This is a genomic window from Ensifer sp. MJa1, assembly GCF_037026475.1.
Classification (GTDB): Bacteria; Pseudomonadota; Alphaproteobacteria; order Rhizobiales; family Rhizobiaceae; genus Ensifer.
In genome coordinates, this window is record NZ_JAKUMO010000009.1 from 1 (window position 1) to 26,454 (window position 26,454).

The window sequence follows — 26,454 nt, forward strand, 5'->3', positions numbered from 1 at the left end:
GGGCCGGGTTTCTTCAACATGGCCCACTGAATCACAAACCCCCAGCTCTCGCCAGGGGTTTGTCAGCAGTCTGAAGGCCGGGGTGACCCGGCCTTTTCGTTTATGTTGCTGGGCGATCCGGCTACGCCGCCAGATGCGCAAAGGCCGAGACGACCTCTTCGTAGACCTTGCGCTTGAAAGGCACGATCAGTTCCGGCAATTCGCGCATCGGCTTCCATTCCCAGGCATCGAACTCCGGGTCGTGGCCACCTGGCGGCGGGTTGATGGCGATCTCTTTCTCCTCGCCTTCGAAGCGGAAGGCGTACCAGCGCTGCGTCTGGCCACGATACTTGCCCTTAAGGCCAATGCCGATCAGATGCTCCGGCAGGTCGTAGTTGATCCAGCCCGGCGCTTCGGCAAGCAGCGAGACCGTGCACATGCCGGTTTCCTCGTAGAGCTCGCGATAGGCTGCCTTCAGCGGATCCTCGTCCTTGTCGATGCCACCCTGCGGCATCTGCCAGCGCTGCGGCGAGCCGTCATACTCGGAATTGCCGACGGCGATGCGATGACCAGCCCAGACGAGACCGGAGCGATTCAGCACCATGACGCCGACGCAGGGGCGATAAGGGAGGTCCTCCGGTTTCAATTTCTTGTCCTTACTCATCGACTGCCTCTTCCTCGCAATTGTCGCACGGTCCCCGGGGAATGTTCGGGACTGCTCTACGCTAGTTGTGTTGCGGATCCTTGACGAGCGCCGAAACGCCGACAATCTCGATGCCGCGGCCCTGCGCTTCGACGACCCAGGTGGTGATTGCCGCGACGCTCTCGTCGAAGGCGGAAGCGATGCCGATGGCGGTGCCGTTGCGCCGCGCAATGCGCTCGAGCTCGTCGAGCTTGCGCAGAATTGCAGCGCGGCTGAGCTCCGTATCAAGCGTCAGGTCGGCAAAGCCGTGCGGCACATCGAAGGCGCCGGCAAGCTTGCCCGACAGGGATTGGGCCGAGGTGCCATCGTCGAGAAACAGCAGGCCACGCTTGCCAAGATCGCGCATCACCGGCTCCAGCGCGTCCGCGTCAGAAAGGAAGCGGCCACCCAGATAGTTCATCACGCCGGTATAGTTGGTGATCTCAGCAAGATTGCGATGCAATTCGTCCAGGTTCTTCTTCGCGCTGACACCAACGCGCAGCGCGTGCGGCCCCGGATCGTTATCCGGATAATCGAACGGTTCCATCGGCAACTGCAGCAGGACCTCGTGGCCACTGCGCCGCGCCTCCTGCATCCAGCGCTGCAAGCTGTTTCCAGCCGTCGCAAAACCAAGTGTCACGTCGGCCGGCAGCTCGCGGATGGCCTTCTGGGTTCCGGTCTGGCTAAGACCGAGGCCGCCGACGACGAGCGCTATGCGCGTGCCGCGCGCGCCGGACCAGGGGCGGGCATACTGGTCCATCGGTCGCAGACCGTCTGGCCCGGTGACCGGCAGGCGCCCGGCTGGGCTCTCTTCCAGCAGGTCGTCGTTGGGCATGGCCGCCATGCGTGGACCCTGGCCGTGGACGGGGCCGGTACTGATCAGCGCCGGTCCCTTGCCGTCGCGGCTGCGCGGCGAAAACGTGGTGACCGTGGTGCCGTCGTCATTGACAGCGCGCTCGACGTTGGCGCCGGAATAGGCGGTTCCAGGCGTCATCGTTCCGCCTGCGCCCGATTGGCCGCTGGGCAGATTCGGCGCCTTGTCGTCCGCTTCCTTCGTGCCCGCAGCCGCCACCTTAGCCTGTGGCGGATCACGCTTCAGCCCGTCCGGAGACAGGGCACCCCAGAGCGACAGTCCGACGATCGAGGCGCAACAGATGCCGAGGAAGGAAAAAGCGAGCAACCGCCGGGGATTGCGCTTCGACGCTGGCTTTACCCGCCGGTTCTGGCCCAGGGGGGCATTGAGATCAGTTCCCAAATGGAGCCTCGGTCGACCTAAGGGTGTTGCCGCAAACTGCATGTTTCCGTAATCGCGACCGATAAAGGAAAAACATGCAGCAATTCAAAGAGCTACAGCGACCTTTGCGCGCCTGAAAAGACGCGCGACGCTGTGGGGCGAGATCGGCGCGGGGCGATCTTCGCCTGTTTCCGCTCTCTCCCGTCAATGGGTGCGCCCTACTCCTAAAAGGAGGCGTGGCGCGCCACCACTTCGTATCTGCACACGGGACCTGTCCGGAGATCGATGCGACCGGCGAACCGAGCAGTGCGCAAGCGCATCAGCTTCCGAGAATCAGCGGTCGCGGCAGCGCCTGCTGCCCGTATAATTTAAAGGCGCCGGGTTGACCAGTCCGGCGCCTTTAAGAGGCTTACTTCTTCTTCAGTTCCGCCTGTTCCGGATTGGCCGGGAAAGACGGATCCGTCTTCTTGCCGCGCAGAAGATCGAGCGCGTAGTTGAGCTGCAGGTCGTCCTTGGTCTCCGGCGGAACGTAGGCGACCGAGCCCGAGCCTTCGTCGGTCTCGCTCTGGCCCTGGATGTGACCACGCAGATCGGACTCGCCCTGGGCCTCGACCTTGCCAAGCAGTTCCGGCGGCAGCGGCTGTTCAACCTTGATGTCAGGCGCGATGCCCGTGCCCTGGATCGATTTGCCCGACGGCGTGTAGTAGAGCGCCGTCGTCAGACGCAGTGCACCGGCCTCGCCGAGCGGAATGATCGTCTGGACCGAGCCCTTGCCGAAGGAACGCGTGCCAAGTACGGTTGCACGCTTCAGGTCCTGCAGGGCGCCGGCGACGATTTCCGACGCGGAAGCCGAACCGCCGTTGACGAGCACGATGACAGGCTTGCCGTCGGTGAGATCCCCCGGCGTTGCGTTGAAGCGGCGGGTTTCGTCCGGGTTGCGGCCGCGGGTCGAAACGACTTCACCACGCTCGAGGAAGGCGTCGGAGACGTTGATCGCCTGGTCGAGCAGGCCACCCGGATTGAGGCGCAGGTCAAGCACGTAGCCCTTGAGCTTGTCGGCCGGGACTTCCGCCTTGATCTTCTCGATGCCCTTCTTCAGGTCGTCGTAGGTCTTTTCGGTGAAGGAGATGACGCGCAGGTAGCCAACGTCGCCTTCGGTGCGGAACTTGACGGCGCGAACGGCGATGACGTCGCGAACGATCGTCAGTTCGATCGGCTTGTCCGCGCCCTTGCGCAGGATCGTCAGCTTGATCGGGGTGCCGACGGCGCCGCGCATCTTTTCAACGGCATCCTCGAGCTTCAGGCCACGAACGTCCGCACCGTCGATCTTGGAAATGAAGTCGCCGGCAAGCACGCCGGCGCGCGCGGCGGGCGTGTCGTCGATCGGGCTCGTGACCTTGACGAGGTCGTCTTCCATCGTCACTTCGATGCCAAGGCCGCCGAACTCGCCGCGGGTCTGGGTGCGCATGTCCTCGGCGTCAGCCGAGTTCATGTAGCTCGAATGCGGGTCGAGCGAGGAGAGCATGCCGTTGATGGCATTCTCGATCAGCTTGTCGTCCTGCGGCGGCGTCACATATTGCGCGCGTACGCGCTCGAACACGTCGCCGAAGATAGCCAGTTCGCGATAGGTCGAAGTGTTGGCCGCGACAGCCGGGACGACAGCCGAATAAACCACGCCCATCGCGGTCGCGCCCATGAGCGCCCCGACCAGAACAAGTGAAGCCCTACGTATCATTTCGCGCCTTTCCAACCTCAACTGCGGTCCACCACGGTCGGGAATCAACCGGTTTCCCGTCTTTCCGGAATTCAATGTAAAGCGTCGGCCGGTCTGTTTCCAGCGCCAAGGCCGCAGCACTCGCCACTCTTTTTGCGCCCATAGTTGCCAGCGGCTCACCGGCCACGACGAACTGTCCGGGCTGTATGTTCACCTTCTCCATGCCGGACAGCACCACATGGTAGCCGTCACCGGGATTGAGAATGATCATCTGCCCATAACTGCGGAAATTGCCTGCATAGACGATCCAGCCATCTGACGGTGCGGTCACCAGCGCGCCGGGATTGGTTTCCAACATGATCCCTTGCAGGGAGTGCCCTGTGCCGTCTGCATCGCCGAATTTACGCAACAGCGATCCCGCGGCCGGATAGGCAAGCTTGTTCCTCAGCTCCGAAAACACATATGCGGGGGCAATGCGGTTTTTGTCGGGCACGGCGCTGCGGGCCAGTTCCCGCGCCGCTTCGCGCTCGGCCTCGCTCATGCGGCGGCGCTCCTCCTCCTGGGCGCGTGCCGCCTCGGCGGCCTCACGAACGGAAGCGATCTGGCTTTCGAGCGAGCCGATCAGCCCTTGCAGATTGGTGGCCTGGCTTGCCAGTTCCTGGGCCTTGCGCTGCTCGGCAGCGAGTTCGCTGGCACTCGACTGGCGCAGCTTTTCCTTTTCCGTGGCGAGCATCGACATGCGGCGCTCTTCCTCGACATTCGCGGTCATCGCTGCGGTCAGCTCTTTGCGCTGCTGGTCGATGCCGGCGCGGATGTCGGCAAGCGCCTTGAGGTCGGCGACGAGATTTTCGGTTTCCTTGCGCAGGCCCGGCACGACGGCGCCGAGCAGGATGGCGCTACGCACCGAGGCAAGCGCATCCTCGGGCGTAACAAGGATTGCCGGCGGCGGGTTGCGCCCCATCCGTTGCAGGGCTGCCAGAACCTCGGCGAGCACGCCGCGGCGCGCGCGCAGCGACCGGCGGACCGTGTCTTCCGTGGTCCTGAGTTCACCCAGCCTCTTCTCGCCGTCGACGATCTGCTGCTCGAGATCCTGGCGCTTTTTGGCGGAATCGACGATTGCCGCCCGCAGCGCCTCGTTGCTCTTGTCGATTTCGGCAATGGTCGCCGTCAGCGCCTCGGCGCGCTCCTGCGAGAGGGTGATGGTCTTCGAAAGTGCGTCCAGTTCGCTACGGGTACTGTTGCGGCGAAGGGTAAGGTCGGCGGCCGGATCCGGCGGCCCCTGTTCCTCACCCGCCATCGTGCTGCCGGCAGGGGCAGCATCCTGGGCATTCGCGGGAAGGCCGGTCAGAAGCGCCAGCGCCAACAGCGCCGCACCGCGGCCAAGCCGCCCTGCGTTGGCTGTTGTCTTGCACAAAGCGCTGGGCTTGCCTTGGCGCGTCATCGGTTCGCGTCTGTCCATCCGAAAAATACGAAGAAAAAAGCCTAATCTGATTTGGAGCGCACGACCAAGACATATTCTCGTTATCGCCGCCCGCGACTGCGCAGGTGCAGGACCGGTTCACATTGTCGTGGACTGCCTAGACGCGGTGGTAGGGATGGCCGGAGAGTATGGTGACGGCGCGATAGAGCTGCTCGGCAATCAGGATGCGCACCAGTTGGTGCGGCCAGGTCATCTTTCCAAGATTGAGCACTGCATCGGCACGGGCATGCAGGCTCGGGTCGAGGCCATCGGCGCCGCCGATCGCGATCATCAGGTCGCGCTTGCCACTGTCGCGGAACGTGCCAAGGAGCGAGGCGAACCCTTCGGAATCCAACGCTTTTCCGCGCTCATCGAGAAGGACGAGCAGGCTGTTTTCGGCGAGGGACTTCTCAAGCTGGGCGGCTTCATCACGCTTGCGCGTGTCGGCGTTCGTCGAGCGGCTCTCGTTGACCTCCACCACGCGGGCAAGCTCAAGGCCTATCGCCGGTCCGGCCTTGGCGAAACGATCGAGATAGCGAGCCGCAAGATCCTTCTCCGGCCCCGCCTTCAGGCGGCCGACTGCGAAAAGTCCGATACGCATGACCCAATCCGTCTCCGCCTGCACTGAACCGCGCACTGCACAGTCCCTGAGACCACGTCGATCCAGGGGAAAGTCACTGCAGCGCTTGCGAAGCGTTGCAGTATCCTTGGCGCCCTCTTGTCCGGCGCTGGGCACTGCAGGCCACGATCAGTCGCAACAAAATTCCGGCTGACAACGCCGCTCAAGCGGCGACAGCCTTTCAACTCCACGCATGACCGCAACCCGGCTCATCCGGCATTCAGATGCGCGGCGACCCGGTCGGTCTTAATGCAGGGTGCCGTCCTCGATCTCAGGAGCCGCCCACATCCTTTCGATGTTGTAGAACTCCCGGATCTCCGGCCGGAAAATGTGAACGATCACATCACCGGTATCGATCAGCACCCAGTCACCGCTTTCCAGACCTTCGACACGGGCATTGCCAAAGCCCTCGTCTTTCAGGTCGGTCGTCAGGTGATCGGCAATGGCCATCACATGCCTGTTCGATCGCCCGGAGACAACGACCATGAAGTCTCCCAGCGCCGACTTACCGGCAATGTTGATGGTGACGATATCTTCTGCCTTCGAGTCCTCTAGGCTTTCGAGGACCAGTTGAAGCGCACGGACAGCGGCTTCGTCGCTCGATCCCGTGCTGCGCGGGAATGCGGAGACCGCAAATCCCTTGGCGTGTGCTGTTGTCAGGGTCTTTCCTTTCCAAATGAACAGAACAGGCACTTTCGATTCGAACAAAGATCGAACCGTCCATGAATGTAGGCATCAAAGTTAAACGGTTTCAAGACACGAGAAGTGAATCATGGGATTTCATGCAGTCTTTGCTGCGCGAAGGGCGGTCGAGCTCATGGAGGAGCGGGGCCCATGGATGAAGGTCCAGGCAGGCGCTGGATGGAAGGCCAGGCGCCGGGCGTCGTCCTCGTCTATGCGAGCATAATCGAAGGTTTTCGCCATGCGAGACGAGAGATAGGCAAGGGTTGAGCCCGGCCGGTCGATGACGGCGATCGGGAAGGTGCGGGCGATCTTCTGCCAGTTCTGCCAGCGATGGAAGCCTCGGAGGTTGTCGGCCCCCATGATCCAGACGAAACGGATGCCGCGGTTGCGGGCTTGCACCCTTTCCAGCGTGCGGGCGGTGTAGCTCTGGCCAAGCGCCTGCTCGAAAGCCGTCACCTTGATGCGCGGATTGCGCGCGATCTCTTCACTCATGGCGATGCGGTCGGCAAGCGGCGCCAGATTGTTGTGGTCCTTCAGCGGGTTTCCAGGGGTCACCATCCACCAGAGCTGGTCAAGCCCAAGCCGCTGGATTGCAGTATCGGCAACGAGCACATGGCCCTCATGCGGCGGATTGAAGGATCCGCCGAAGAGGCCGACCACCATGCCGCTTTCTACATGGGGCATGCGCAGGTAGCGGGCATTGACCCTGCCCGCCCTCACGTCAGGGCCTGACCTGTCCAGCACCACGCACCCGATATTTGAAGGAGGTCAGTTGCTCGACGCCGACCGGGCCGCGGGCATGCATCTTGCCGGTGGCAATGCCGATTTCGCCACCCATGCCGAACTCGCCGCCATCGGCAAACTGCGTTGAGGCGTTGTGCAGGAGGATCGCGGAATCGATCTCCGAAAAGAAGCGCTCGACCACGGCAGCGTCCTCGGCGATCACCGCTTCCGTGTGAGCTGACGACCAGGTGGCGATATGCTCGATCGCGCCGGAAATGCCGTCGACGAGTTTCACCGAGATGATGGCGTCGAGATACTCGGTCGCCCAGTCCTCGTCCTTGGCGGGTTTCAGGCCGTCGACGGTGCCGGCAAGTTCGTCCGACACGCGCACTTCGCAGCCGGCCACAAGAAGGGCGCTCAAGAGCGGCTTTGCCAGCCGGTCAGCATCGTTGCGGTCGATCAGCAGCGTTTCGGCAGCACCACAAATGCCGGTGCGGCGCATCTTGGCGTTGACGACAATCTTTTCCGCCATGGCAAGGTCGGCCGAGGCGTCGACATAGATATGGCAAAGGCCCTCCAGATGAGCAAAGACCGGCACGCGCGCCTCGTTCTGGACGCGAGCGACGAGGCTCTTGCCGCCGCGCGGGACAATCACGTCAATCGTGCCGCCAAGACCGGAGAGCATGGCGCCGACGGCGGCGCGGTCGGCGACCGGTACCATCTGGATGGCATGCTCCGGCAAGCCGGCAGATTTCAGCCCCTCGACGAGGCAGGCATGGATGGCGCCGGACGAATGGAAACTATCGGAGCCGCCGCGCAGGATCACGGCGTTGCCGGCCTTCAGGCACAGTGCGCCGGCGTCGGCCGTCACGTTCGGCCGGCTTTCGTAGATGACACCGATGACGCCGAGCGGCGTGCGCACGCGCTCGATATGCAGGCCGTTCGGCCGGTCCCATTCGGCAATGACGTCGCCGACCGGGTCCTTGAAATCGGCAATGGCGCGGACGCCGTTCGCCATGTCGAGGATGCGGCCTTCGGTGAGCGTCAGCCGGTCGATGAAGGACGCGGCGACACCGCTTTCGCGGGCGTTTTCAAGGTCGATCGCATTGGCGGCAAGGATCCTGTCCTTAGCGGCGACGATCGCGTCGGCCATGGCGATCAAGGCCGCGTGCTTGCGCTCGGCGCTGGCGACGGCAAGCGGTCGGCTGGCGGCCTTGGCATTTCGGCCGATTTCCAGCATGACGCTTTCGACGTCGTCCTTGTTCTTCACCTCGTCAAGCATGGACCTCATCCTTCCGGCTGCCCTCTTCCTGGGCGCGTTTTCCGGTCATTACCATATCGTCGCGGTGCACCATGGCGGCGCGGCCGGCATAGCCGAGGATCGCGGCGATCTCGGCCGACTTCTTGCCGGCAATCTGGCGCGCTTCGTCGGCATCATAGCCGGCAAGCCCGCGGGCAATCTCGCGGCCGGACGTGCCGAGAATGGCGATCGTGTCACCGCGGCTGAAGCTGCCGGTGACATCGCGCACACCGGCCGGCAGCAGGCTCTTGCCGGAGCGCAGCGCCTCTTCGGCGCCGGCATCGACACGGAGCGTTCCGGCCGGCAGCAACTGCCCGGCGATCCAGGTCTTGCGCGCGGCCACCGGCGAGCCCGACGGGGCGAACCAGGACGAGCGGGCGCCGTCCTCGATTGCCGCCAGTGGATGGTCGGGCTTGCCAGACGCGATGATCATGGCGCAGCCGGCGGTCGTTGCAATCTTGCCGGCATCGATCTTGGTGCGCATGCCGCCGCGCGAAAGCTCGGATGCGGCACCGCCGGCCATCGCCTCGATCTCGGGCGTGATTTCGGCGATCGTTTCGAGGAAGCGGGCGTTCGGATCGAGATGCGGCGGGGCCGTGTAGAGCCCGTCGATATCGGAAAGCAGCACCAAGAGGTCGGCGCCGACCATGGTGGCGACGCGAGCGGCGAGGCGATCATTGTCGCCGTAGCGGATTTCGGTGGTTGCGACCGTATCGTTCTCGTTGATGATCGGCACGGCGCCGAGCTTCAGCAACTGGTTGATTGTGGCGCGGGCGTTCAAGTAGCGGCGGCGCTCTTCGGTATCTCCGAGCGTCAGCAGTACCTGGCCGGCAACGATCGCGTCGGTCGAGAGGCTTTCGGACCAGGCGCGGGCCAGCGCGATCTGGCCGACGGCGGCAGCCGCCTGGCTCTCTTCGAGCTTCAGCGCCCCTGCGGGCACGTTGAGGACGGTGCGGCCGAGTGCAATCGCGCCCGAAGAAACGACCAGGACTTCGACGCCCTTGGCTTTCAGACCGGCGATGTCGGCGCACATGGCGTCAAGCCAGGCTTTCTTCAGCCCGGTCGCGCGGTCGACCAGAAGCGCCGACCCGATCTTGATGACGACCCGGCGATACTTTTGAAGCGGCTTGCGGGTCTTGGTCATCTTAGAGGTCCTCCTCGCAGAAGCCTTCGCCGGCTTTTGCTGCGACGATGACGCTACGCAGCGCCCTGAGCGCCTCGGTCATGCCCTTGCCGACGGCGGCAGACAGCAGAAGGGGCTGCTCGCCGCAGGCCTTCGCCAGCGCCTTGCTCTTTGCCTTCAACTCGTCTTCGTCGAGCACGTCGATCTGCGACAGCGCGACGATCTGCGGCTTGTCTTCCAGTCCGCCGCCATAGGCTTCGAGTTCGTGCCGCACGGTTTTATAGGCCTTGGCCACATCTTCTTCCTGAGCGGATACAAGGTGCAGCAGCACGCGGGTGCGTTCGACATGCCCGAGGAAGCGGTCGCCGATGCCAACACCCTCATGCGCGCCTTCGATGAGGCCTGGAATGTCGGCGATAATGAATTCGTTGCCGTCGATGGTGGCAACGCCGAGATTGGGATGCAGCGTCGTGAAGGGATAATTGGCGATCTTCGGACGCGCCCGGGTGCAGGCGGCAAGAAAGGTCGACTTGCCGGCGTTCGGCAGGCCGACGAGACCGGCGTCGGCAATCAGCTTCAGCCGCAGCCACAGGGTCTTCTCGTCGCCTTCGAGGCCGGGATTGGCCCAGTTCGGCGCCTGGTTGGTCGAGGACCTGAAGTGGGCGTTGCCGAAACCGCCATTGCCGCCGGCAGCCAGCCGGTAGCGCTGGCCTTCGGCCACCATGTCGACGATCAGCGTCTCGTTGTCTTCCTCGAAGATCTGGGTGCCGACCGGCACCTTCAGTGTCACGTCGTCGCCGCCGGCGCCGGTGCGATTGCGGCCCATGCCGTGCTGACCGGTCTTGGCCTTGAAGTGCTGCTGATAGCGGAAGTCGATCAGGGTGTTGAGGCCGTTGACCGCCTCCACCCAGACGTCGCCACCGCGACCGCCATCGCCGCCATCAGGGCCCCCGAATTCGATGAACTTCTCGCGCCGGAACGAGACGGCACCTGCGCCACCGTCGCCGGAGCGGATGTAGACTTTCGTTTCGTCGAGAAATTTCATTTGGCTGCCATCTGTTTTGTGTAAGTGCGCGGTCTTAGGTCACGGTGAGAGCGGGATGCGGGCGGAAAACCGCATACACTTTTCCTCATCCCGCTTTATTTTGCCGCCATCGATATAGGCGGTTTATTCGGAGGTCAAAGAATATCGTGCGGTTCGTCAGCTACAACATCCAATACGGCATCGGTCTTGACGGCCGTTTCGATCCCGAGCGGATCGCTGCCGCGCTTGAAGGCGCCGACATCATCGCGCTGCAGGAAGTGACGCGCGGCTTTCATCGCAACGACCATGTCGATCTCGTCGCCCGTTTCGAAAGACTGTTTCCCGGCCACTTCGCCACCTTTCATGCGCCTTGCGACGTCGATATCGGCTCGGCCATCGAAGACGGCCGCGCCGTCAGCCGCCGCTTCCAGTTCGGCAACATGATCCTGTCGCGCTGGCCGATCCTTGCGACCCGATTGATCCCCCTGCCGCGCACCCGCACGATCAGCCCGATGAACCTGCAGCGCGGCGCGACCGAAGCGCTCATCGCCACGCCCGGTGGTCCGCTCCGGGTCTATTCGGTGCATCTCGACCATGTGCTGCCGACCGAGCGCATTGCCCAGATCCGCTACCTCAAGGACCGGCTGCTCGGTTACCCGCTTGAAGGCGGCGCCATCACCGGGGCGGCTGATTTCGGCCTCGCCGAACCGCCGCACCCGGAAGATTTCGTCATCATGGGCGATTTCAACATGGAGCCGGAGACGCCCGAATATTGCGCCATGGTCGGTTCCCGCGACGCTTTTTACGGCCGCTCGCTGCGGCTTGAAAACCCGGTCGATGCGCTTGCCCATCTCGGCCGGCTGACGCCTGAAAGCTATAGCTGGATTCATCCTGAAAACCCCGACCGACGCATGCATCTCGACTATTGTTTCCTCAGTGCCGGCCTCCTGCCACGTCTGACGGATGCCTGGATCGACTACGACGCCAAGGGCTCCGACCATCTTCCCGTCGGCTTCACGCTCGCATGAACGAAACTCCCCCGCGAAGGTTTACTTCGCGGGGGGAGTGTTCTTCAGTGCGGGCGGTGCAGGTCCGCAGACGTCAGCTTGGTCTCGATATGTGCGACCATGGCGTTGCGGGCGAGCGCATAGACCTGTGAGCAGCCGGTGACCTTGAAGCCGATCTTCTCCTGGACCTTCAGCGATCCCGGATTGTCGGCGAAGACGCCGGAATGCAGGGTCGTTTCAGGCATGCGCCGGAAGAAGCGCTCAACCGCCGCATAACCCGCTTCCGAGGCAAAGCCCTTGCCCCAGTAGAAACGGTTCAGCCAGTAGCCGACATGCCATTGGCCATGGCGAAGCTCGATGCCGACGCAGCCGATATGGACATCGTCGCCAGTGGTGATGGCGAATGTCCAGTCGGGTGTCAGCCCCGACGTCTGCGCGGTCAACCAGTCGAGCGCGTCCTGCAGGTCGTAGGGTGCCGGGACGCGCGCGAGCATGCGCGCGACCTGGAAGTCGCCAAGCGACTGGGCGATCGCTTCGGCGTCGCTCCGCCGATGCGGACGCAGGATGAGGCGCTTGGTCTCGATGACCGGGCAGGGGCCGGGGCCGGGGCGGGCGACGGCCCGCTGGCGTTCGGAAACGAGCGCGTTCATCGCATGCCTCCCCAGCTTCTCAAGGAAACCCAGGTCTTGCGGTCGAGCCGGTACCATTCAACCGCGATCGAGCCTCCGAGCGCCAGGCTGCCGACCATGCCGCTTCCCTGGAACTGGAAGCCGCACTTCTGGATGACCCGGCGGGACGCCAGATTCATGACCCGGCAGCGCGCATCGATCTGGTCGATGTCGCGGGTGCGGAAGGCCATGTCGGTCAGGACCTGGGCCGCCTCGGTGGCATAACCCTGGTTCCAATAGGGTTCGCCCAGCCAATAGCCGAGTTCCGCCGTCTTGCCGTCGGGATGCGGCTCGATACCGCAGCAACCGAGAAATGCGCCATTGTCCGCTTTGGTAATCGCGTAGACGCACTTGCCAATCGTGCCGGCTTTCGCGCGTCGCACGAAGTCGGCGGCGTCAGCCGTCGTATACGGGTGCGGCATGCGCGAGACCATGGTCGCGACATTGGCATTGTTGGCAAGATGGGCAAGGGCGTCGATATCGTCTTCATGGGGGGCGCGCAGAACGAGCCTGGGTGACAACAATATCGGGCAATCGGTCCTTGACCGTTGGGGCCTCAGCCTCTGCTCGGGAGACCGGGATTGGTCTTCCCTCAACAACTCGGTTTGCATGGTTTCCTCCAGAAACGAAAAAGGGGAGTTGGGTCTTGCCCCATCTCCCCTTTTAAGTCTGGCTTGGAACCATCAGGTGCGTCAGCCGGGTCGATGAGACGCCGGCTGTTTTAGAGCGCTACCGGCTTATTCCGCTGCTTCGGCTTTCGGCATTACAGACACGTACACGCGGCCATTGGCCTTCGTACGGAAGTCCACGTTGCCGGCCGTAAGTGCAAAAATCGTGTGGTCCTTACCGAGGCCGACATTGGCGCCCGGATGCCACTTCGTGCCGCGCTGGCGCACGATGATGTTGCCTGCAACGACATTTTCGCCGCCGAACTTCTTCACGCCAAGGCGCTTGGACTCAGAATCGCGACCGTTACGCGACGAACCGCCAGCTTTTTTGTGTGCCATTGGTGTTCTCCTTTAAACCTTAGATCCGGGAACTCAGTTTGCAGCGGCTTCAGCGGCAGCTTCAGACTTCTTCGAAGCCTTCTTTGCCTTGCCACCGGCAGCAGCGATGTCCAGGATGCGGACAGTCGTCTGGTGCTGGCGGTGACCGCGCGAGCGCTTGGAGTTCTGGCGGCGACGCTTCTTGAAGGCGATGACCTTCTTGGCGCGACCCTGCTCAACAACTTCAGCGCTGACAACGGCGCCTTCAACGAACGGAGCGCCGATGGTTGCATCGGCGCCAACGCCGACCATCAGGATCTCGGTGAATTCGATCTTGTCGCCTGCAACGCCTTCCAGCTTTTCGATGGTGAGGACGTCGTTGGCGGCCACGCGGTACTGCTTACCGCCGGTCTTGATGACTGCGAACATTTTTTATCCTTTCATGTTCGATCCGGCTCTCTGCCCCAAGGGCAAGGCCGTCTTTTTGTCAGTCGACAGTTGAGTGGAGCTCCAAATAGGATATCCACCGGTGAAAGGGCGCAAATCACACCCGATGCGGTGAAGCTAGGCCACACCACTTCATTGCGCGGATTACAAGGATTTGCGCGCCTCTGTCAAGGCGAAACCCACAGGGCCGTTACATATTCTTCAAACAGGCACTTGCCAGCACCCGAATCTGCCGCTATGAACCCGACCGCGCTGAACAAGCGCCGACCAGCAAAGCGGAGAGGTGGCTGAGTGGTCGAAAGCACCGCACTCGAAATGCGGCGTGCGGGCAACCGCACCGTGGGTTCGAATCCCACCCTCTCCGCCACTTTAATCCGGCAAGCTGTTGGATACTCAGGCGTTTTTTCATGGCCTGACTAGGCTAGTGCACCTTTGACTGCACCTTCGCGCGTCGAACGGAATTCCGTAACCCCGTTTTGGCCGGCGATGCGGAATATGCTGCCCCGAGGCTTGGGCGCTGAACTGCACTAAGTTGCTTGGTCTGGCTGGGTCAGCTTTTGCGCGATGCCTTCCCATTCCGTCCTGCCCGTGGCTGTCCGTAGATCGATGCGCCAAATTTCCACCCGTCGATCTGTGGCGGTATAACGCCAGACAGTTGGGGGTCGGCTTGGCTCCGTTCCGGGATAGAGCAATATGACGCGACTCGCGCCATACACCGCACCATATGACGCGAGCTGATAGAGGTCGGCCTGACTGACATCGGGATCAGATTCAGTCTGGTCGCCGATATTCTTCCACTTTGTGTCAACGATGAGTGGTCCGTCCTGTGTCTCAATCACGATGTCGGGGATCAGAGGATAGGCACCGTGTTGCAATAACGCATGTTGGCGTCTCTGAAGCAACACTGATCCCGCTGGAAGAACCCTTTGCAGCCATCGCGAAACATAACGCTCGAACAACAGATTCATGGGAAACAGCAGCGCGATACCCGCGACGTGCCCCGATGTCGTGTTCTGCCATTTCGCCTCGAGCAACAAGCGCGCCAACGCATGGGCTTGCCGATAGCGTTCATTCATACGGCTCCAAACGATCCGCTCTCTCATCGGATCGCGGCTACATGGAACTTCCGTGAAGCGCTCCGTCAGGCTGACGATGCGCCGCCGGAGAGAAGCTGAACGCACAAAGGATGCAATGTGCGAAAGGCAGGATTTGAGTAAGCGATTGAGCGGAGTGTTCTCGGAAAACTCATCAAACCGGCAATGTAGTCTGGAGGGATCCACCGCGCGGCGTGCAATTTGCTTTCGCAGGTCGAGACTGCCTCGCAACTTCGGCAGAACATCCTCTTCCGGGATGTAGGCTCGCGTGAGGCCTGCCTGCGTCTGTTGCGCGAGGCGCGTTACGAACAGATTGATGAACACGTCGAGCAAATCATTGTCCTGTGCGCCCATATCCACGATTTGCCCTTCCGAAAGCGGTACATCGAAGGCCACGGCGAGCATCTGGACTAGGGTTGCGCGTAAGGCGCCATCTTCGTCGCGCAACTTGGGCAGGATTTCGAGAGTGATCCCCGGAGTGGCAATGATCCCGCAGACCTGTTTCGTCTCAAGACGCCGAAACCCGCGCGCTAATACGCCATTTTCTGGAAGGCCTAGCCGACGAGCCGCCGAGATCGCCGCAAGATGCAAGCTATCCGCCTGCGCCTCGGTGATGCCATCTGCTCCGATCGGCAACGAGGACCATTCCGGCAGTGTATAGTGGGGCCCTCGAGCGAGCATCACGCCTTAGCCAATAACGTCATATAGGCTTCTTCTGGGTATGCGCCCTCATCACGATAAACATCCGTATAACGATACCGATCCTCTGCGCGTCCTTCCGCCCCTTTAGGCACCGGAAGCGTCGATCGCGACAAGAACCCATCGCCGCCGCCTAAAACTATACGCACCCGTTCGAGGTCATCATGGAAATACTCGCGCAAGAGCGGGATGACCTTGAAAGCCATAATTCGATCAAGACTGGCCTTCGTCGTAGCCCCCATGAACCACGCATGGCCAATCTGGGCGTCCTCTCCCAGAAAATAGATCAGACGCTGATTGATACTTTCTAGGATGGTCGCGAGGTCGAGCGCGCTGTCATCGAGTTTTATATCTTCGAGCTTTGACGTGTCCGGTGGCAATTCCTCAAAGAAAAAGCGCCGGCGTAGCGCCGTGTCCAGCAGCGAGATCGACCTGTCGGCGGTGTTCATCGTTCCAACAATGTAGAGGTTGGCCGGAAGGCAAAACGCCGACTTTGAATAGGGCAGTGTCACGGGAACGGCCGCTGGCGCTCCCCGTCTCTTATCTGCTTCCAGAAGTGTAATGAGTTCGCCCAAGACCTTCGAAATATTGGCGCGGTTGATTTCGTCGATAATGAGGACGTGGTTTTCCGGCCGTTTTGATGCTCGTTCTGCCATCACTTTCAGGATGCCAGCTTCCGGCTCGAGTGTGAAACCCGCGCCCGATGCCATCGGCTTGGGCCGCAGCCCCTCGACGAAATCCTCATAAGTGTAGCTCTGGTGGAAAGTAACGAAGCCGACGCGCTCGTCCCTGACCAGTTGCTCATAGGACTTGCGCACAGCGATCGGCTCGTCTGGCGCCCGTCCGAGGCAGATTTCAACGGCGCGCTTCGCGGTGCTGAAAGTCTTTCCCGTGCCGGGCGGGCCATAGAATATTGTGTTCAACTCATAAGCGGATGACGTCGGCGCTGGTGCATCCTCGTCCGGTTCTGCCGTCAACTGTGGCTTCTTCTCTTTCGACTTTTGCCAGACGCTCCTGAGATCGCCCTCATAGAAATCGACACGCGAGCCGTGCTTTGCTTCTAACCCTTTCCTCAGATTCAGAAGCGCCGCATCGAGATCAGCAATGCTCATCGCGGCAACGTCCGATGCTGATGCGACCTTAAAACCTGCAAGAATCTCTCGCTTGTGCTGGGCGGCACTGATTCGCTCAAAACTATCCGGAAACAGCAGGAAAGGCAGAATATGAAGCAACTGCCGATTCCCACCGTTCGCCTGCACTTGGAACCACTGTGCGAAGGCGGCGCTGTCAGCCAGCAGTTCTCGACGCTCTTCCTGCGGTTTGGCCTTCAGATCCTGCAGGGCGGTAATTAGCAGAACAAGTTCGCGCCATTTGTTGTTGCTGTATCCTTGGCCCCCGCGCCCAACACCATAAAGCACCGGAATGGTCAGCGCTGGGACGTCTTGTGGCAACTCTTCACCGGACCAAGACCAGACATCTCTGACCTTCAAATTCTTTGTGGCTGGCGAGACATCACGTCGCTGAAACGCATAGAGCAGCCATATCAGCTCGGCCATGAGGCAATGACCGTCAGCCGTGGCGTCCAATAGCTGAACCTTGAGCTTCTCGAAGAACTTTCCTTCGCCCTCATCGAGGTTTTGCACATAGGTTCGCCGCAGCTCGGCGAAATTCTCTGCGGTCCAAAGTGAGCGTCCAGGCGAAAGAAGCGAGCCGTTACCAATCAGGCAATCGGTGCGAAGGCGGTCCATAGTTTCGTAGAGCGGGGAAAGATCAGCCTCCGGATTGTATCGGGCCACGACAACTCCTCATAGATTCAGAAAAGACATCATTGCAGGTTGCAATGCCCAGCTTGCAACCGGCTACAACACTCCGTCTTATAGAATGCAGGCAAACCGTTTTTGTCTAGTCCAATGAGGCATTTGGAGGTGGCGCGCGTCCCAGACAATCAGGAATGTCACCCAAAACTGCTTACCGCCCTGCTGTTAGCCAGCTGTAAGAACGTCGGTTTTCGTCATCTTGTGATAGAGGCTGGGGAGGTCCTTCCATACGATTCGGAACTGGCTTCTTTTTTTCGGAAGTGGGTTGGCGGAGGAAACATTCTCGACCTTCATTCCCGGGTCAAAGAACACGCGACCTGATGAAAGGGCAGAAAGGAACATGTTGAAGTCCGTGCCCTCGCCAAGATAGGCGTGCGGTCCGTATCGATATTCGGTACGGGGAACTTTCTGGATTTCACCCGGAAGATATACTGCCTTGGCGTGCTTCTTATTCCAGTGCGAAAGGAGCTTCTTGAAACTCCAGCTTGCTACTTCTAGCCCTGCGTCGTTGGCTAAGACGAACTTGCCGTCAACGTCCTCAACCTCGCCTGTCATGCTGTTGAACCCCAGCAGGTGGGTGGTCAATCCTGTGAGGGCGTGGCGTTTGCCTACCTTGAATTGACCTCCAAAGTTCAGGCGATCCTCAACCGCGTTCTTATCCGCGTAACCGAATTTCGTCACGAATTCGAGGAGCGAAATGCCAGTGTATTCGCCGCCGTCTGGCTCCGGAGTAAGGAGGGTGTTCTTCTTGGAATTGGGAATCGATAGAAAACTTGGTACCTGCGCAGCCTTCACCTCCCAGCCTTCGAAGTCCGGACCGGCCACACCGTTGTTGGAAATACCCAGTTCGGCCTCAAGTGTGTAACCGATGCCGTTGTTGGCATTGTATGGTCGCACCACACCGCCGCTCAGACGCTTCCCTGCAATCCAGTCAAGCTGATGAATGCGCCGTAATTGCGCGAGCAGCAGCGAATGGCTGTCCTTTGGCTCACCGGCGAGCGGAACGCGTCGGAACACACCTTCCGGCTCCAGCTCTCCGAGCGCATCGATGTTTTGGCTAAGTGTATCTTCTGCCCAACTGGCCCATCCGATGATGCGGCGGTCGTCAGTAATTCCAAGGTAGAGGCGGCGCCCGGGTGTCCGCGTGGTGAGGATGTCGTTCGGCGCATTGACAGAGCCGCGCAGGAAGCCGGAGAAGCGGACCTCGGGGTACTGGGGATAAAGGATAAGTTTCGCGTGGGGAGCCTTGCGGGTCGTGCCGTCTGGCTGAAGCCATTCCAACGGCAGAGGCGCCTTCATTATGCGGTTGCCCTTGTCGGTCTGATCCACGTAGATCTCGCCCGCCGGCAGAATGTTAGTGACGTTCATGCTGCCGGACAGGTAGGGCTGGTTCTTTGCGTTGTCGTTTGGCGCAAGATCCTTCACTAGGATGCGTTTTGCACCAGCTGCTGTCATCATGTCACGCAGTTGGTCAAGCGTCAGATTGGGCCGTTCGGCTTTCGGCAATTTCACCTTCAGGACTCCCTAGCGTAATGCTGGGGCGCCCCGAGATAAGCCATTGACCAAGGTGTTCAACGACGGATTCGAGCGGCTGCTTTTTTTTACCCCGTAATGCGCATTCCCACACTACACCGATTCGCCATCCCGCAAGCTGCAATTCGCGGCTGTGCTTGAGGTCGTTTTGCTGGTTGCGATTTATCTTCGCTTTCCAGAAGTCCGTGCGGGTGGCCGGCCATTTGAAGAGGTGGCACCCGTGGCCATGCCAGAAACAACCGTGAATGAAGATCACGGCCCGCCATTTCGGGAACGTCATGTCCGGAGTGCCGGGCAATTTTTTGTTGTGCAGCCGGAAGCGGAAGCCCGCCGCATGCAATCCTCGGCGGACAGCCATTTCGGGGCGGGTATTTTTAGACCTGATGCCGGACATCAGACGGCTTCTTACGTCCGGCGCTACGATGTCAACCATTGGTCGCGTGGGCTACATCAGTGACAGCGTCAAGGATATGTGGCGCCATCGCTTCCGCGATAGCTTCAACAACCGGGACGACCACGGCATTACCAAACTGTCGATAAGCTTGTGTATCAGAAACTGGAATTTGCCATGTCCGAGTGCCACGGGCAAAGCCCATCAGTCGCGCACATTCCATAGGTGTCAGCCGGCGGGGTCGCTTCTTCGGACCCTGATCGATCAGGATTTCAGAGCCGTCTTTGTGATAGCGGGCCGACAGAGTCCGGGCCACATCCCCGGCCCCAAAAAGGCCGAAGCCGAAACCATTGCCTGCGGCATTGTGCTTTTTCTTGTAATCCTGAAGGTACTGCCAGAGCTTCGGCGTCAGGGTATACTTCTCGTCCACGGTCTCTTCGAGAATGCTGCCAAGCGTCGGCGCTGGGCCTTCCGGATAGACGACATCATCGAAGGTAAACCGCGTCTCCTTGCGGAACCCGACTATGAAAATTCGGTCACGCCCCTGCGGAACCCAAGGCCGCGCGCTAATCACTTTCTTTGTGACGTGATAGCCTAGTTCGTTCTGGAGAACGTTCATGATAGTGGCAAAGGTGCGCCCGCCGTCATGGCGTTCAAGATTCTTGACGTTTTCCAGTAGAAACGCTTCCGGCTGGTGGTGCTTGATGATCTGCGCAACGTCGAAGAACAAGGTGCCCTGAGTGTCGCAGAGGAAGCCGTGGGGACGACCCAGAGAATTCTTCTTTGAAACACCAGCGATGGAAAAAGGTTGGCAGGGGAAACCAGCCAGTAGCACGTCGTGAGCAGGAATGCGGTTCAGGCCTTCTTCGTCCTGCGTGAACGGACGGATATCGCCCACCAAAATGTGACCGTCTTGGTGCGGAAAATTGCGTCGATAGGTCTCGTTGGAATACTTGTCCCACTCGCTGGTGAAAACGCATTTTCCGCCGATGTTCTCGAAGCCAATACGAAGCCCCCCGATTCCGGCGAAGAGATCGATGAACGTGAACGCGGCCGGGCTGTTGCCCTTTCGCGAGCTTGCCACATTTCGAAGAGCATCAAGCGCAAGAGGTGAGGGAGAGCACTCACCCCTGTCGTGCCGGTAAGCGGCGCGTACCGATGATTTTGTTATGCTGGCGACCTCTTCAATAGTGAGTCCCGCTTGCCTGCGAAGAGCCGAGAATTCCGGCTCCGCATCGTTTTGAAGGTCCACATTGATTCTCCTGCTGGGAATATTTGCGCCAGGGTGGCATGAAGATTCCCCGAGCGCAATCGCAAAAGCCCGACGCTTGTTCTTTTTTTGTTCTGGACACCATGCCCTCAAGCGGTGTCACTGCGCAGACCGCAGGCGAAAGATCGCGACACCATCGTTTCCGGGTTTTCGCTGGCCATCTGCCTGCTGGTGGCCGTCCCATCACTGCATGTGCCGTCACAGCAGCTTGTCAGCCTGAAGGCCGAGGAAGGCGACCAGAACCGCAAGGATCAACCAGATGCCGGTATTGATCCGGTTAAGCACGAGCCGGATGCCGACAAGGTTGATGTTGGTCGAATGAGCGCTCTGGCCCGATGCGGCTTCCTCGGCGATTAGGCGGGCCATCCTCTCCTCATCGCGGTGACTTTCCGCCTTCCCATCACGGGAACGGGAGGGATCGAGAAATGCGGTGATGATCGCCGCCACTGACGCAATAACCACAATCCAGTGCCAATACATCACGCATCCCCTTTTCGCTGTGGTTGGTATATTGCCGAAAGAGCATTCAGATTTCCGTCAGACGCTCGCAGGATGGCCCCTATGTACCGGCCAAGGGCCGAGACGCGCTCAACCGCTATCGCTGCACGCTGGCAAAAGTTTCCCCAGGCGGCGTCGCCCTACTCCTTACCCGGTGATGCAATGAAGGGGGAAGGCCCATGAGGGCAAGGGTAGTCGGGATCGTGCATGAGCCGAGTGAAGTCGATTTCGACCTTGAGCGGGGTAGAGCACCAGTCGGCGCGGCCCGTGCAGACATGCACCCCCTCTGGCAGGCGGCCATGCTGGGCGAGCCAGTTCTCGGCATACTGCACGATGGCGCGCCTGCGGATGGCCTTGGTCATGGCATGGACGCCGCTGCAAACACCATACTTGCGGTCGGCATAACGCTTGGCCAAGGCCGCGATGATCTTCTTTTTGCTGCTCATGTCGCCGCTCTAAAAAATGCCACGCTTTGAACCAGCGCCGCCGGCGTCGGTCGGAAGGTTCCCATAGGTGCATCATGGTACGGGTCGCAACCGCCTACAAGACACCCCTAGACCGCCCTGCGTTGACTATGCGGGATCATGCAGCAGCGGCAGCGGACTCGCTGGTTCCGGCCGGTACGCGGCGCTTCGCCTTCCGTCTTAGCCTGTGCTTCTTCGGGATGTATTTCGGGGAAAGCAAATGCAGTCCTAGCGCCTTTGCCGCGTCCACGCTCAGGGCCTCGCAGGCCGGCAGCCGGCCAATGCGCTCGCCTTTCGACGGCGGCAGGAACCCGGCTATCAGCGCCATGAGCATGGTTGCCTTCGCGGCTTCGTCGTACCGGCCGCTTCGCATGGCAGCCTCGCGCCTCACATTGAGGCGCGGTAGGATCCCGCGGCGCGCGGTCGCCATCCACCTGTCCTTGCCCGTCCGCAGTTCGGTTATGTGCTCGTGAAAGCCTAGGTGGTGCATCATCCGCGACGCGTTCGCGGTGTCCAAGCCGGAGAAGATGGCAGCAGCCTTCGGGCCGCATCCGAGTGCCACGAAACGGCAGAACCATCTGTGGCGGGGCGTGAACCAGCCTTCGACGATGGTACGGTTCCAAGGCTCTCTCTTGCGGTAGCAACTCAGCGCCGCCATGGTCGGGCCCGCGAAAAGTGACTGTTTGCCTTCGAGACGATGCAGTAACCGCGCGGTCTTCACAAGGATCCACTCGCGAGCCGATCCCGACCATCGGCTTGGGCAACGAAGAGGACGCGCCGCCGCAAAAAGCGGCGCGGCCCATTACGTAGTAATGGAGGTGTGGCGACATACGGCATTTCATTAATAAATCCAAAATCTTGACTGGTTGCTGGGAGAGGGCCGATTTTGGGTGTGGCAACACAAACCTAGAAATCGCAATTCAGTTATCCTCAACAACCACCAAGCGCTGACGTTTTCGCGATGGCGGGCCATACTTCTCGACCTTGATCGCGCCTGTATCGATGAGCGCGAGCATTGCTTTTTCGAGCGACGGTTTGGTTACACCCTCACGCGCGCCGTCATGGAAAAACACCGACGGCGCATAGTTGGCTGTGGCAGCCGGGTTAGCGGAAACGTCTATGCCGCGCTGCTGATATGTCCTCATGAGTTTCATGAAAACCCGCTCGGCCTTGTCCGCCTTGCCAATGTCCGATCCGGCGCGTTTCGGCATGTCGGTACAGACGAACACGCCAAGCTCCCACCGCAGGTTGATCGGGTCGCCTTTCGGGCCGTAATTCGCTTTCATCGTCTCAAGCATGCGCGCCAACTCATCGGCCTCGCTTCCGTCCTGTCCGATTTCCCTGCGCAGATAGAGCCGCGATCGCACGGAATTGCTCCATGCCGTTGAGCCCGATGTGCCCGAGCCGGAACTGAGGCCGGAGAGCGACGGATGACCGAGCAGCAGGATGGCGCAATCGTATTTGATCGCGAGCTTGCGCAGCATTCCGATGAACTGCTTGACCTGCACACGTGAGATTTCATTGCCACCGAAAACGTCGGCTAGATTATCAAGCGCGAGCAGTGCCGGTCGGTACTTTTCCAAGGTCAGCGCCAGCCTTCCATAGAGCCGTGTCGGGACAAGTCGCCCCTTGTGCTCGTCCATTGCGAGCGTGGCATCTTCTCCGGCAAGCGAGGTGATACGGGCATCGGCGAGAGCGGTGAAGTCGAGCCCTTCGGCGGCGCATATGGCGTCGGCGCGGATATGGTTTTCGTCCTTGTCCTCTTCCGCGCTGACGTAAAGCGTTGCGCCTGTTTTTACCTTAATGCCGAGCCATTCCCCGCCGCTCGCGACGGCGATGACCAGTTGCAGCGCCAGCAGCGATTTTCCGGTGCCGCCGTCACCCATCAAAAGCGTCACGTTGCGGCACGGGACCAGATGCCGCTCATCGACGAATTCGCGCGTGGGGACTTCCTTGCCAGCGAACTCGGCAAGGGAGAAAGTTTCGAGCGGCTCGGGCGGAGCACCGTCATCCGCCGTCTCACCGCTCCATGCCATCTCGTTGGCGGGTGGCCTGATCCGCTCCATCTCCGGCAGCCCGGAAGGATCGTCCGCGCCATAGTCGGAATATCGGCCGCGCTGGTCATGACGTCTGTTGCTGTCGTGTGCCTGCCATGCGCCGTTGCCTGCCGCCTCCGGTGGATATCTCGGCTCTGCCATGCCTGCCTCGCAGGCGCTTCCGATGGTCCGCAAAGCATCCTCTTCGGGCAGTCCGCATGAGCGCGCTGCGTCGAGAAGCGCGCCGCGAGCCATGCCTTCGCCGAGAACGCCGCCCGCGACAAGGTGGAAGATCGAGAACGCTTCCGCGTTCAATGTGTGATTGCGCCTGCCTTCCGGTGTCGTCGCTATCTCCCGGCAGGCGTCGCGCAACGCAGCCTCGCCATAAGCGCGCCAACGGTCGGCGTCATGGCTCACCCGCTTTCGTTCCTGCCGTTGCGGTTCCGGTGCCCGCACGAGTTCGGCACTGAGCCATTCCGGCATTGCCATCGGCTCGATGTCGCGGAAGAGTTCGTAAGCCCCGCCGTCGGCGTTTGCAGATGGCGGGGCGATCACATAGCCGCCGTCGCCCCTGACATCGAGCCCGAGCCCGAGTTTGCCTGCCGAGTTGCGGATTTTGACGTTGCCCGGATGCCGGAAGGTAAGATGCCGCCCGCCCGATGGCGTGTGGATCTCGCGCGTGATCGGTGGCGCAGCGCGATGCTTGACCATGAGGTCGTTCCATGACTTCTCGCCGTCAATCTCGCCTTTCATGTCGATATCGATGACGATGAGGCCGGAAGGCTCCCCCGTCGGCAGCCCGATCATGGCCATCGGCCATTTCGCCCACCATGCCCGGATCGTCGCCTCGTCCGTCGTCGCGGCCCTGAAGCCGCCGCCGACCAATGGGGTCTTGTCGGCCTTGCACGGGAACACCGGCCAGCCACGGGCGGCATAGGCGAGCGCGGCGTCGAGCATCGTCATCGCCCGTCCTCCGCGTGGAAGCCTGTCAGGGCGCTGTATCGCTCTTCGAGGCTCGTCATCACGTCCTCCCGCGCGCAAACGCCGGTAGAGAGGGGATGGAGCGCGTTCGCCGGGTGCTGGTGGGCAAGGCACCGGGCAGCGAGGGGATCGCTCCCTGATGCTCTCGATGGGGCAAGGAGCGCGATACCGCTTTGGTGCCCCATCCCACGACGCGCGGACCTTCCGCGTGATCGCGCTGAAGCCTGTGCCAGCAAGAATCGTCCTTGGCGGTGTCCCTCGATCCCGGAATCCATTTCAGGCGGTGGACCGGCACGACATGTGTGCAACGTCCGATCAGTGGCGCGGATTGCTGCGTCCAAACCCAATTGGCGTCGAACAACAGCCACACCACAGGCACAGACTCGATGAAATGTTCGATCAGCCGATGAAGCAGGTGCCGCGACCACGGCGGATTCTCAACGATTGCATCGGCACCGCCGAAGCCCGTCTCGGCGAGCGCGTCCTGCCCTTGGCGGATATCGCCGTGGTAAACGCAGTTGAGGCCAGCGGAAACGAGATGCCGCCTGAGACAACCGTTGCCGTCACATGGACTCGCGAAGCTTTTTATGCCTTCCGCTTGTAGCAAGGGAAGAAGTCTGACGACTGCCAAGGCAGGCGTATCGTAGAGGTCGTGCTTGTTGCGAGGGAACCCAGAGCGCCGGCCCATCGCTCACCTCCCGCCGAATGCGTCGGGATCGTAGGCAAGAACCGCTTCGACAGCCGCTTGCCTGAAGGCGCGCAATCGCTCCTGATCGTCGAATTGCAGCACCGGCGAATAGCGCGGCTTGCCGGTCTCCGGATCGCGCACGAGATTGCCCGCTGCATCGAGCCACGGCTTACCCGGAAGGCCTACCCACCGCTTGCCACGGTCTTCATTTATCGGACAGCCGAAGATTTGCAGTCTCCACGCCGGAATATGCAGATCGCAGAAACCGCGAAGGCTTGCGGGGCCGTCGAGCTTCTTGAGGCCGATGCAGAAAATCTCCGAGGGACTTCCCATGGAGGGGTGGCGGATGTCGAGTTCTTGGCTTTGCATGGCGCACCATCTGTCGAGTGATGCGGCGTTGCGCTGGCGAAGGCTGGGGAGGTACAATCCGCCGTCCGGGACCTTTAAGGACGACAGAAACCTGGAGCCCGTCGCCGAGCTTTCGCCGACGGGTTTCGTTTACCAAGGCGAATGAAGCGGCGGGCCGGGGCGGTCTTCCGGCTCAACGGGCATTTCGCTAAGATGGCGCATGATTTCCGAGCGCATGATCACCGGCCCGACCACGGTCTGCCGGGTCTTGATGTGCCCGTCCTTTACCAGACGGTAAATCGTTGACTTGTGCCGCCCAAGAACCTTTGCGGCTTGCGTCACCGTGAAACAGAACTGTTCGAGGATCGGGTCCGGCATGATTGCCCTCCAAAGAAAACGAAGACAATCAAAGACATTACGCATTATCTGGCGAAACGCGACAAGAGAGAGCGACGAGCAAATCCGGGTATTTAGCCGTCACGTTCGTTCAGCAAGGATCGAAAGGCTTCCTCCTGTGCCAGCGACCGCCGATGCTGGTGGTAGCAATCGCGCACGATCTTGTCGGTGATGCCGTGCCGCGCAGCGACCTTGCCGACGGCTTCCTTCATGCGTCCACGTTCAATCTTTTCCCCCTCTTCCGGCTTGCCCAATAAATCGTAGGCGGCGCGCGCAATCTCGCGCCGGGAGGTCGGGCCATCGCGGCATCGGACTGGCGTGGATGGCCCCGTCTGACGACCTTGCCGTCTGCTGAAGTGAACGGTGACACCGGTCTTTGCCTTGCGGCTCAAGATACGAGCAAGCAGCCTCAACTCGGGATCGCGGTAACTCCGCAGGATAAGGATCGCGAGCCGGTAGACGGTCTCGGTATCGCCGAGATCCGAGGCGGCCTTGAGAAAAGCTGCCCTAAGCTTCGCCGTGGATTTTTCGTCCATGTGCCTGCACCGCACCGCACCTGATCAGACGCAGGGAAACCGGGAGGTGCAGTC

The 26,454-nt window shown here is 61.0% G+C and carries 28 protein-coding genes and 1 tRNA gene; 3 read left to right on the forward strand and 26 right to left on the reverse strand.

Going from position 1 to position 26,454, the window contains the following annotated elements:
* Positions 1 to 121: 121 nt before the first annotated feature.
* The 10 genes from MKZ91_RS13900 to obgE all read right to left on the reverse strand — a co-directional run bounded on the left by MKZ91_RS13900 (position 122) and on the right by obgE (position 10,562).
* Complete coding sequence (locus tag MKZ91_RS13900) at positions 122 to 643, reverse strand: RNA pyrophosphohydrolase (RefSeq protein ID WP_336171459.1); 522 nt, start codon at positions 641 to 643, stop codon at positions 122 to 124.
* Positions 644 to 704: 61 nt separating this feature from the next.
* Entirely contained in the window at positions 705 to 1,916 is a 1,212-nt protein-coding gene (locus tag MKZ91_RS13905; protein WP_336171460.1) for a divergent polysaccharide deacetylase family protein, read from the reverse strand.
* A 388-nt stretch (positions 1,917 to 2,304) separates the two neighbouring features.
* A complete protein-coding gene (locus MKZ91_RS13910) occupies positions 2,305 to 3,630 on the reverse strand; it encodes a S41 family peptidase (protein ID WP_336171461.1) in 1,326 nt (441 codons plus the stop codon).
* Positions 3,620 to 5,050 (reverse strand): murein hydrolase activator EnvC family protein, encoded by a 1,431-nt coding sequence (locus MKZ91_RS13915; RefSeq protein ID WP_336171462.1) that lies wholly within the window; start codon positions 5,048 to 5,050, stop codon positions 3,620 to 3,622. Before MKZ91_RS13915 ends, MKZ91_RS13910 begins: the two co-directional genes overlap by 11 nt.
* Positions 5,051 to 5,186: 136 nt before the next feature.
* Entirely contained in the window at positions 5,187 to 5,669 is a 483-nt protein-coding gene (gene rlmH / locus MKZ91_RS13920; protein WP_336171463.1) for a 23S rRNA (pseudouridine(1915)-N(3))-methyltransferase RlmH, read from the reverse strand.
* A gap of 264 nt (positions 5,670 to 5,933) precedes the next feature.
* Positions 5,934 to 6,380, reverse strand: a complete 447-nt coding sequence (gene rsfS, locus MKZ91_RS13925) for a ribosome silencing factor (protein ID WP_336171772.1) — start codon at positions 6,378 to 6,380, stop codon at positions 5,934 to 5,936.
* An 87-nt stretch (positions 6,381 to 6,467) separates the two neighbouring features.
* Positions 6,468 to 7,055, reverse strand: coding sequence for a nicotinate-nucleotide adenylyltransferase (locus MKZ91_RS13930; protein WP_336171773.1), 588 nt, complete (start codon positions 7,053 to 7,055; stop codon positions 6,468 to 6,470).
* 37 nt (positions 7,056 to 7,092) lie between these two features.
* Positions 7,093 to 8,376, reverse strand: a complete 1,284-nt coding sequence (locus tag MKZ91_RS13935) for a glutamate-5-semialdehyde dehydrogenase (RefSeq protein WP_336171464.1) — start codon at positions 8,374 to 8,376, stop codon at positions 7,093 to 7,095.
* Entirely contained in the window at positions 8,369 to 9,538 is a 1,170-nt protein-coding gene (gene proB, locus MKZ91_RS13940; RefSeq protein WP_336171465.1) for a glutamate 5-kinase, read from the reverse strand. Before proB ends, MKZ91_RS13935 begins: the two co-directional genes overlap by 8 nt.
* A 1-nt stretch (position 9,539) precedes the next feature.
* Positions 9,540 to 10,562, reverse strand: coding sequence for a GTPase ObgE (obgE, locus tag MKZ91_RS13945; RefSeq protein ID WP_336171466.1), 1,023 nt, complete (start codon positions 10,560 to 10,562; stop codon positions 9,540 to 9,542).
* A gap of 146 nt (positions 10,563 to 10,708) precedes the next feature.
* Here obgE and MKZ91_RS13950 point away from each other — a divergent pair, with 146 nt between their 5' ends.
* Complete coding sequence (locus tag MKZ91_RS13950; protein WP_336171467.1) at positions 10,709 to 11,569, forward strand: endonuclease/exonuclease/phosphatase family protein; 861 nt, start codon at positions 10,709 to 10,711, stop codon at positions 11,567 to 11,569.
* 44 nt (positions 11,570 to 11,613) lie between these two features.
* On the opposite strand, the gene MKZ91_RS13955 is transcribed toward MKZ91_RS13950, so the two are convergent.
* From MKZ91_RS13955 to rplU, 4 genes are all read right to left on the reverse strand, one after another.
* Positions 11,614 to 12,198: a GNAT family N-acetyltransferase gene (locus MKZ91_RS13955; protein WP_336171468.1), complete on the reverse strand. Its 585-nt coding sequence runs from the start codon at positions 12,196 to 12,198 to the stop codon at positions 11,614 to 11,616.
* Complete coding sequence (locus MKZ91_RS13960; RefSeq protein ID WP_034802649.1) at positions 12,195 to 12,827, reverse strand: GNAT family N-acetyltransferase; 633 nt, start codon at positions 12,825 to 12,827, stop codon at positions 12,195 to 12,197. The genes MKZ91_RS13955 and MKZ91_RS13960 overlap by 4 nt, the downstream gene beginning before the upstream one ends.
* Positions 12,828 to 12,953: 126 nt before the next feature.
* Positions 12,954 to 13,223 (reverse strand): 50S ribosomal protein L27, encoded by a 270-nt coding sequence (gene rpmA / locus MKZ91_RS13965; protein WP_037470908.1) that lies wholly within the window; start codon positions 13,221 to 13,223, stop codon positions 12,954 to 12,956.
* Between the two features lie 33 nt (positions 13,224 to 13,256).
* A complete protein-coding gene (gene rplU, locus MKZ91_RS13970; protein WP_034802644.1) occupies positions 13,257 to 13,631 on the reverse strand; it encodes a 50S ribosomal protein L21 in 375 nt (124 codons plus the stop codon).
* 295 nt (positions 13,632 to 13,926) lie between these two features.
* Here rplU and MKZ91_RS13975 point away from each other — a divergent pair.
* Positions 13,927 to 14,016 (forward strand) — tRNA-Ser (locus tag MKZ91_RS13975).
* Positions 14,017 to 14,176: 160 nt separating this feature from the next.
* Here the strand turns inward: MKZ91_RS13975 and MKZ91_RS13980 are convergent.
* The 9 genes from MKZ91_RS13980 to MKZ91_RS14020 form a co-directional block, all read right to left on the reverse strand.
* Positions 14,177 to 15,379, reverse strand: a complete 1,203-nt coding sequence (locus tag MKZ91_RS13980; protein ID WP_336171469.1) for an McrC family protein — start codon at positions 15,377 to 15,379, stop codon at positions 14,177 to 14,179.
* A 44-nt stretch (positions 15,380 to 15,423) separates the two neighbouring features.
* On the reverse strand, positions 15,424 to 17,238 hold the full coding sequence (locus MKZ91_RS13985; RefSeq protein WP_336171470.1) for an McrB family protein: 1,815 nt from the start codon (positions 17,236 to 17,238) through the stop codon (positions 15,424 to 15,426).
* Positions 17,239 to 17,424: 186 nt separating this feature from the next.
* Positions 17,425 to 18,771, reverse strand: a complete 1,347-nt coding sequence (locus MKZ91_RS13990; RefSeq protein WP_336171471.1) for an MvaI/BcnI family restriction endonuclease — start codon at positions 18,769 to 18,771, stop codon at positions 17,425 to 17,427.
* Complete coding sequence (locus MKZ91_RS13995) at positions 18,731 to 19,225, reverse strand: very short patch repair endonuclease (protein WP_336171473.1); 495 nt, start codon at positions 19,223 to 19,225, stop codon at positions 18,731 to 18,733. The genes MKZ91_RS13990 and MKZ91_RS13995 overlap by 41 nt, the downstream gene beginning before the upstream one ends.
* A complete protein-coding gene (gene dcm / locus MKZ91_RS14000) occupies positions 19,218 to 20,435 on the reverse strand; it encodes a DNA (cytosine-5-)-methyltransferase (protein WP_336171475.1) in 1,218 nt (405 codons plus the stop codon). The genes MKZ91_RS13995 and dcm overlap by 8 nt, the downstream gene beginning before the upstream one ends.
* Before the next feature lie 216 nt (positions 20,436 to 20,651).
* On the reverse strand, positions 20,652 to 20,819 hold the full coding sequence (locus tag MKZ91_RS14005; RefSeq protein ID WP_336171476.1) for a hypothetical protein: 168 nt from the start codon (positions 20,817 to 20,819) through the stop codon (positions 20,652 to 20,654).
* Positions 20,820 to 21,091: 272 nt separating this feature from the next.
* A complete protein-coding gene (locus tag MKZ91_RS14010; RefSeq protein WP_336171477.1) occupies positions 21,092 to 21,397 on the reverse strand; it encodes a hypothetical protein in 306 nt (101 codons plus the stop codon).
* Between the two features lie 136 nt (positions 21,398 to 21,533).
* Positions 21,534 to 22,136, reverse strand: coding sequence for a hypothetical protein (locus MKZ91_RS14015; protein ID WP_336171478.1), 603 nt, complete (start codon positions 22,134 to 22,136; stop codon positions 21,534 to 21,536).
* Positions 22,137 to 22,335: 199 nt separating this feature from the next.
* Positions 22,336 to 24,414, reverse strand: a complete 2,079-nt coding sequence (locus MKZ91_RS14020) for a bifunctional DNA primase/polymerase (RefSeq protein ID WP_336171480.1) — start codon at positions 24,412 to 24,414, stop codon at positions 22,336 to 22,338.
* A gap of 226 nt (positions 24,415 to 24,640) precedes the next feature.
* Here MKZ91_RS14020 and MKZ91_RS14025 point away from each other — a divergent pair, with 226 nt between their 5' ends.
* Positions 24,641 to 25,036: a hypothetical protein gene (locus MKZ91_RS14025; RefSeq protein WP_336171482.1), complete on the forward strand. Its 396-nt coding sequence runs from the start codon at positions 24,641 to 24,643 to the stop codon at positions 25,034 to 25,036.
* Between the two features lie 87 nt (positions 25,037 to 25,123).
* Here the strand turns inward: MKZ91_RS14025 and MKZ91_RS14030 are convergent, their stop codons facing one another.
* From MKZ91_RS14030 to MKZ91_RS14040, 3 genes are all read right to left on the reverse strand, one after another.
* Positions 25,124 to 25,489 (reverse strand): hypothetical protein, encoded by a 366-nt coding sequence (locus tag MKZ91_RS14030; RefSeq protein ID WP_336171484.1) that lies wholly within the window; start codon positions 25,487 to 25,489, stop codon positions 25,124 to 25,126.
* 129 nt (positions 25,490 to 25,618) lie between these two features.
* Positions 25,619 to 25,846, reverse strand: a complete 228-nt coding sequence (locus MKZ91_RS14035; protein ID WP_336171487.1) for a helix-turn-helix domain-containing protein — start codon at positions 25,844 to 25,846, stop codon at positions 25,619 to 25,621.
* A 92-nt stretch (positions 25,847 to 25,938) separates the two neighbouring features.
* A complete protein-coding gene (locus tag MKZ91_RS14040) occupies positions 25,939 to 26,400 on the reverse strand; it encodes a hypothetical protein (RefSeq protein WP_336171489.1) in 462 nt (153 codons plus the stop codon).
* Positions 26,401 to 26,454: the final 54 nt, after the last annotated feature.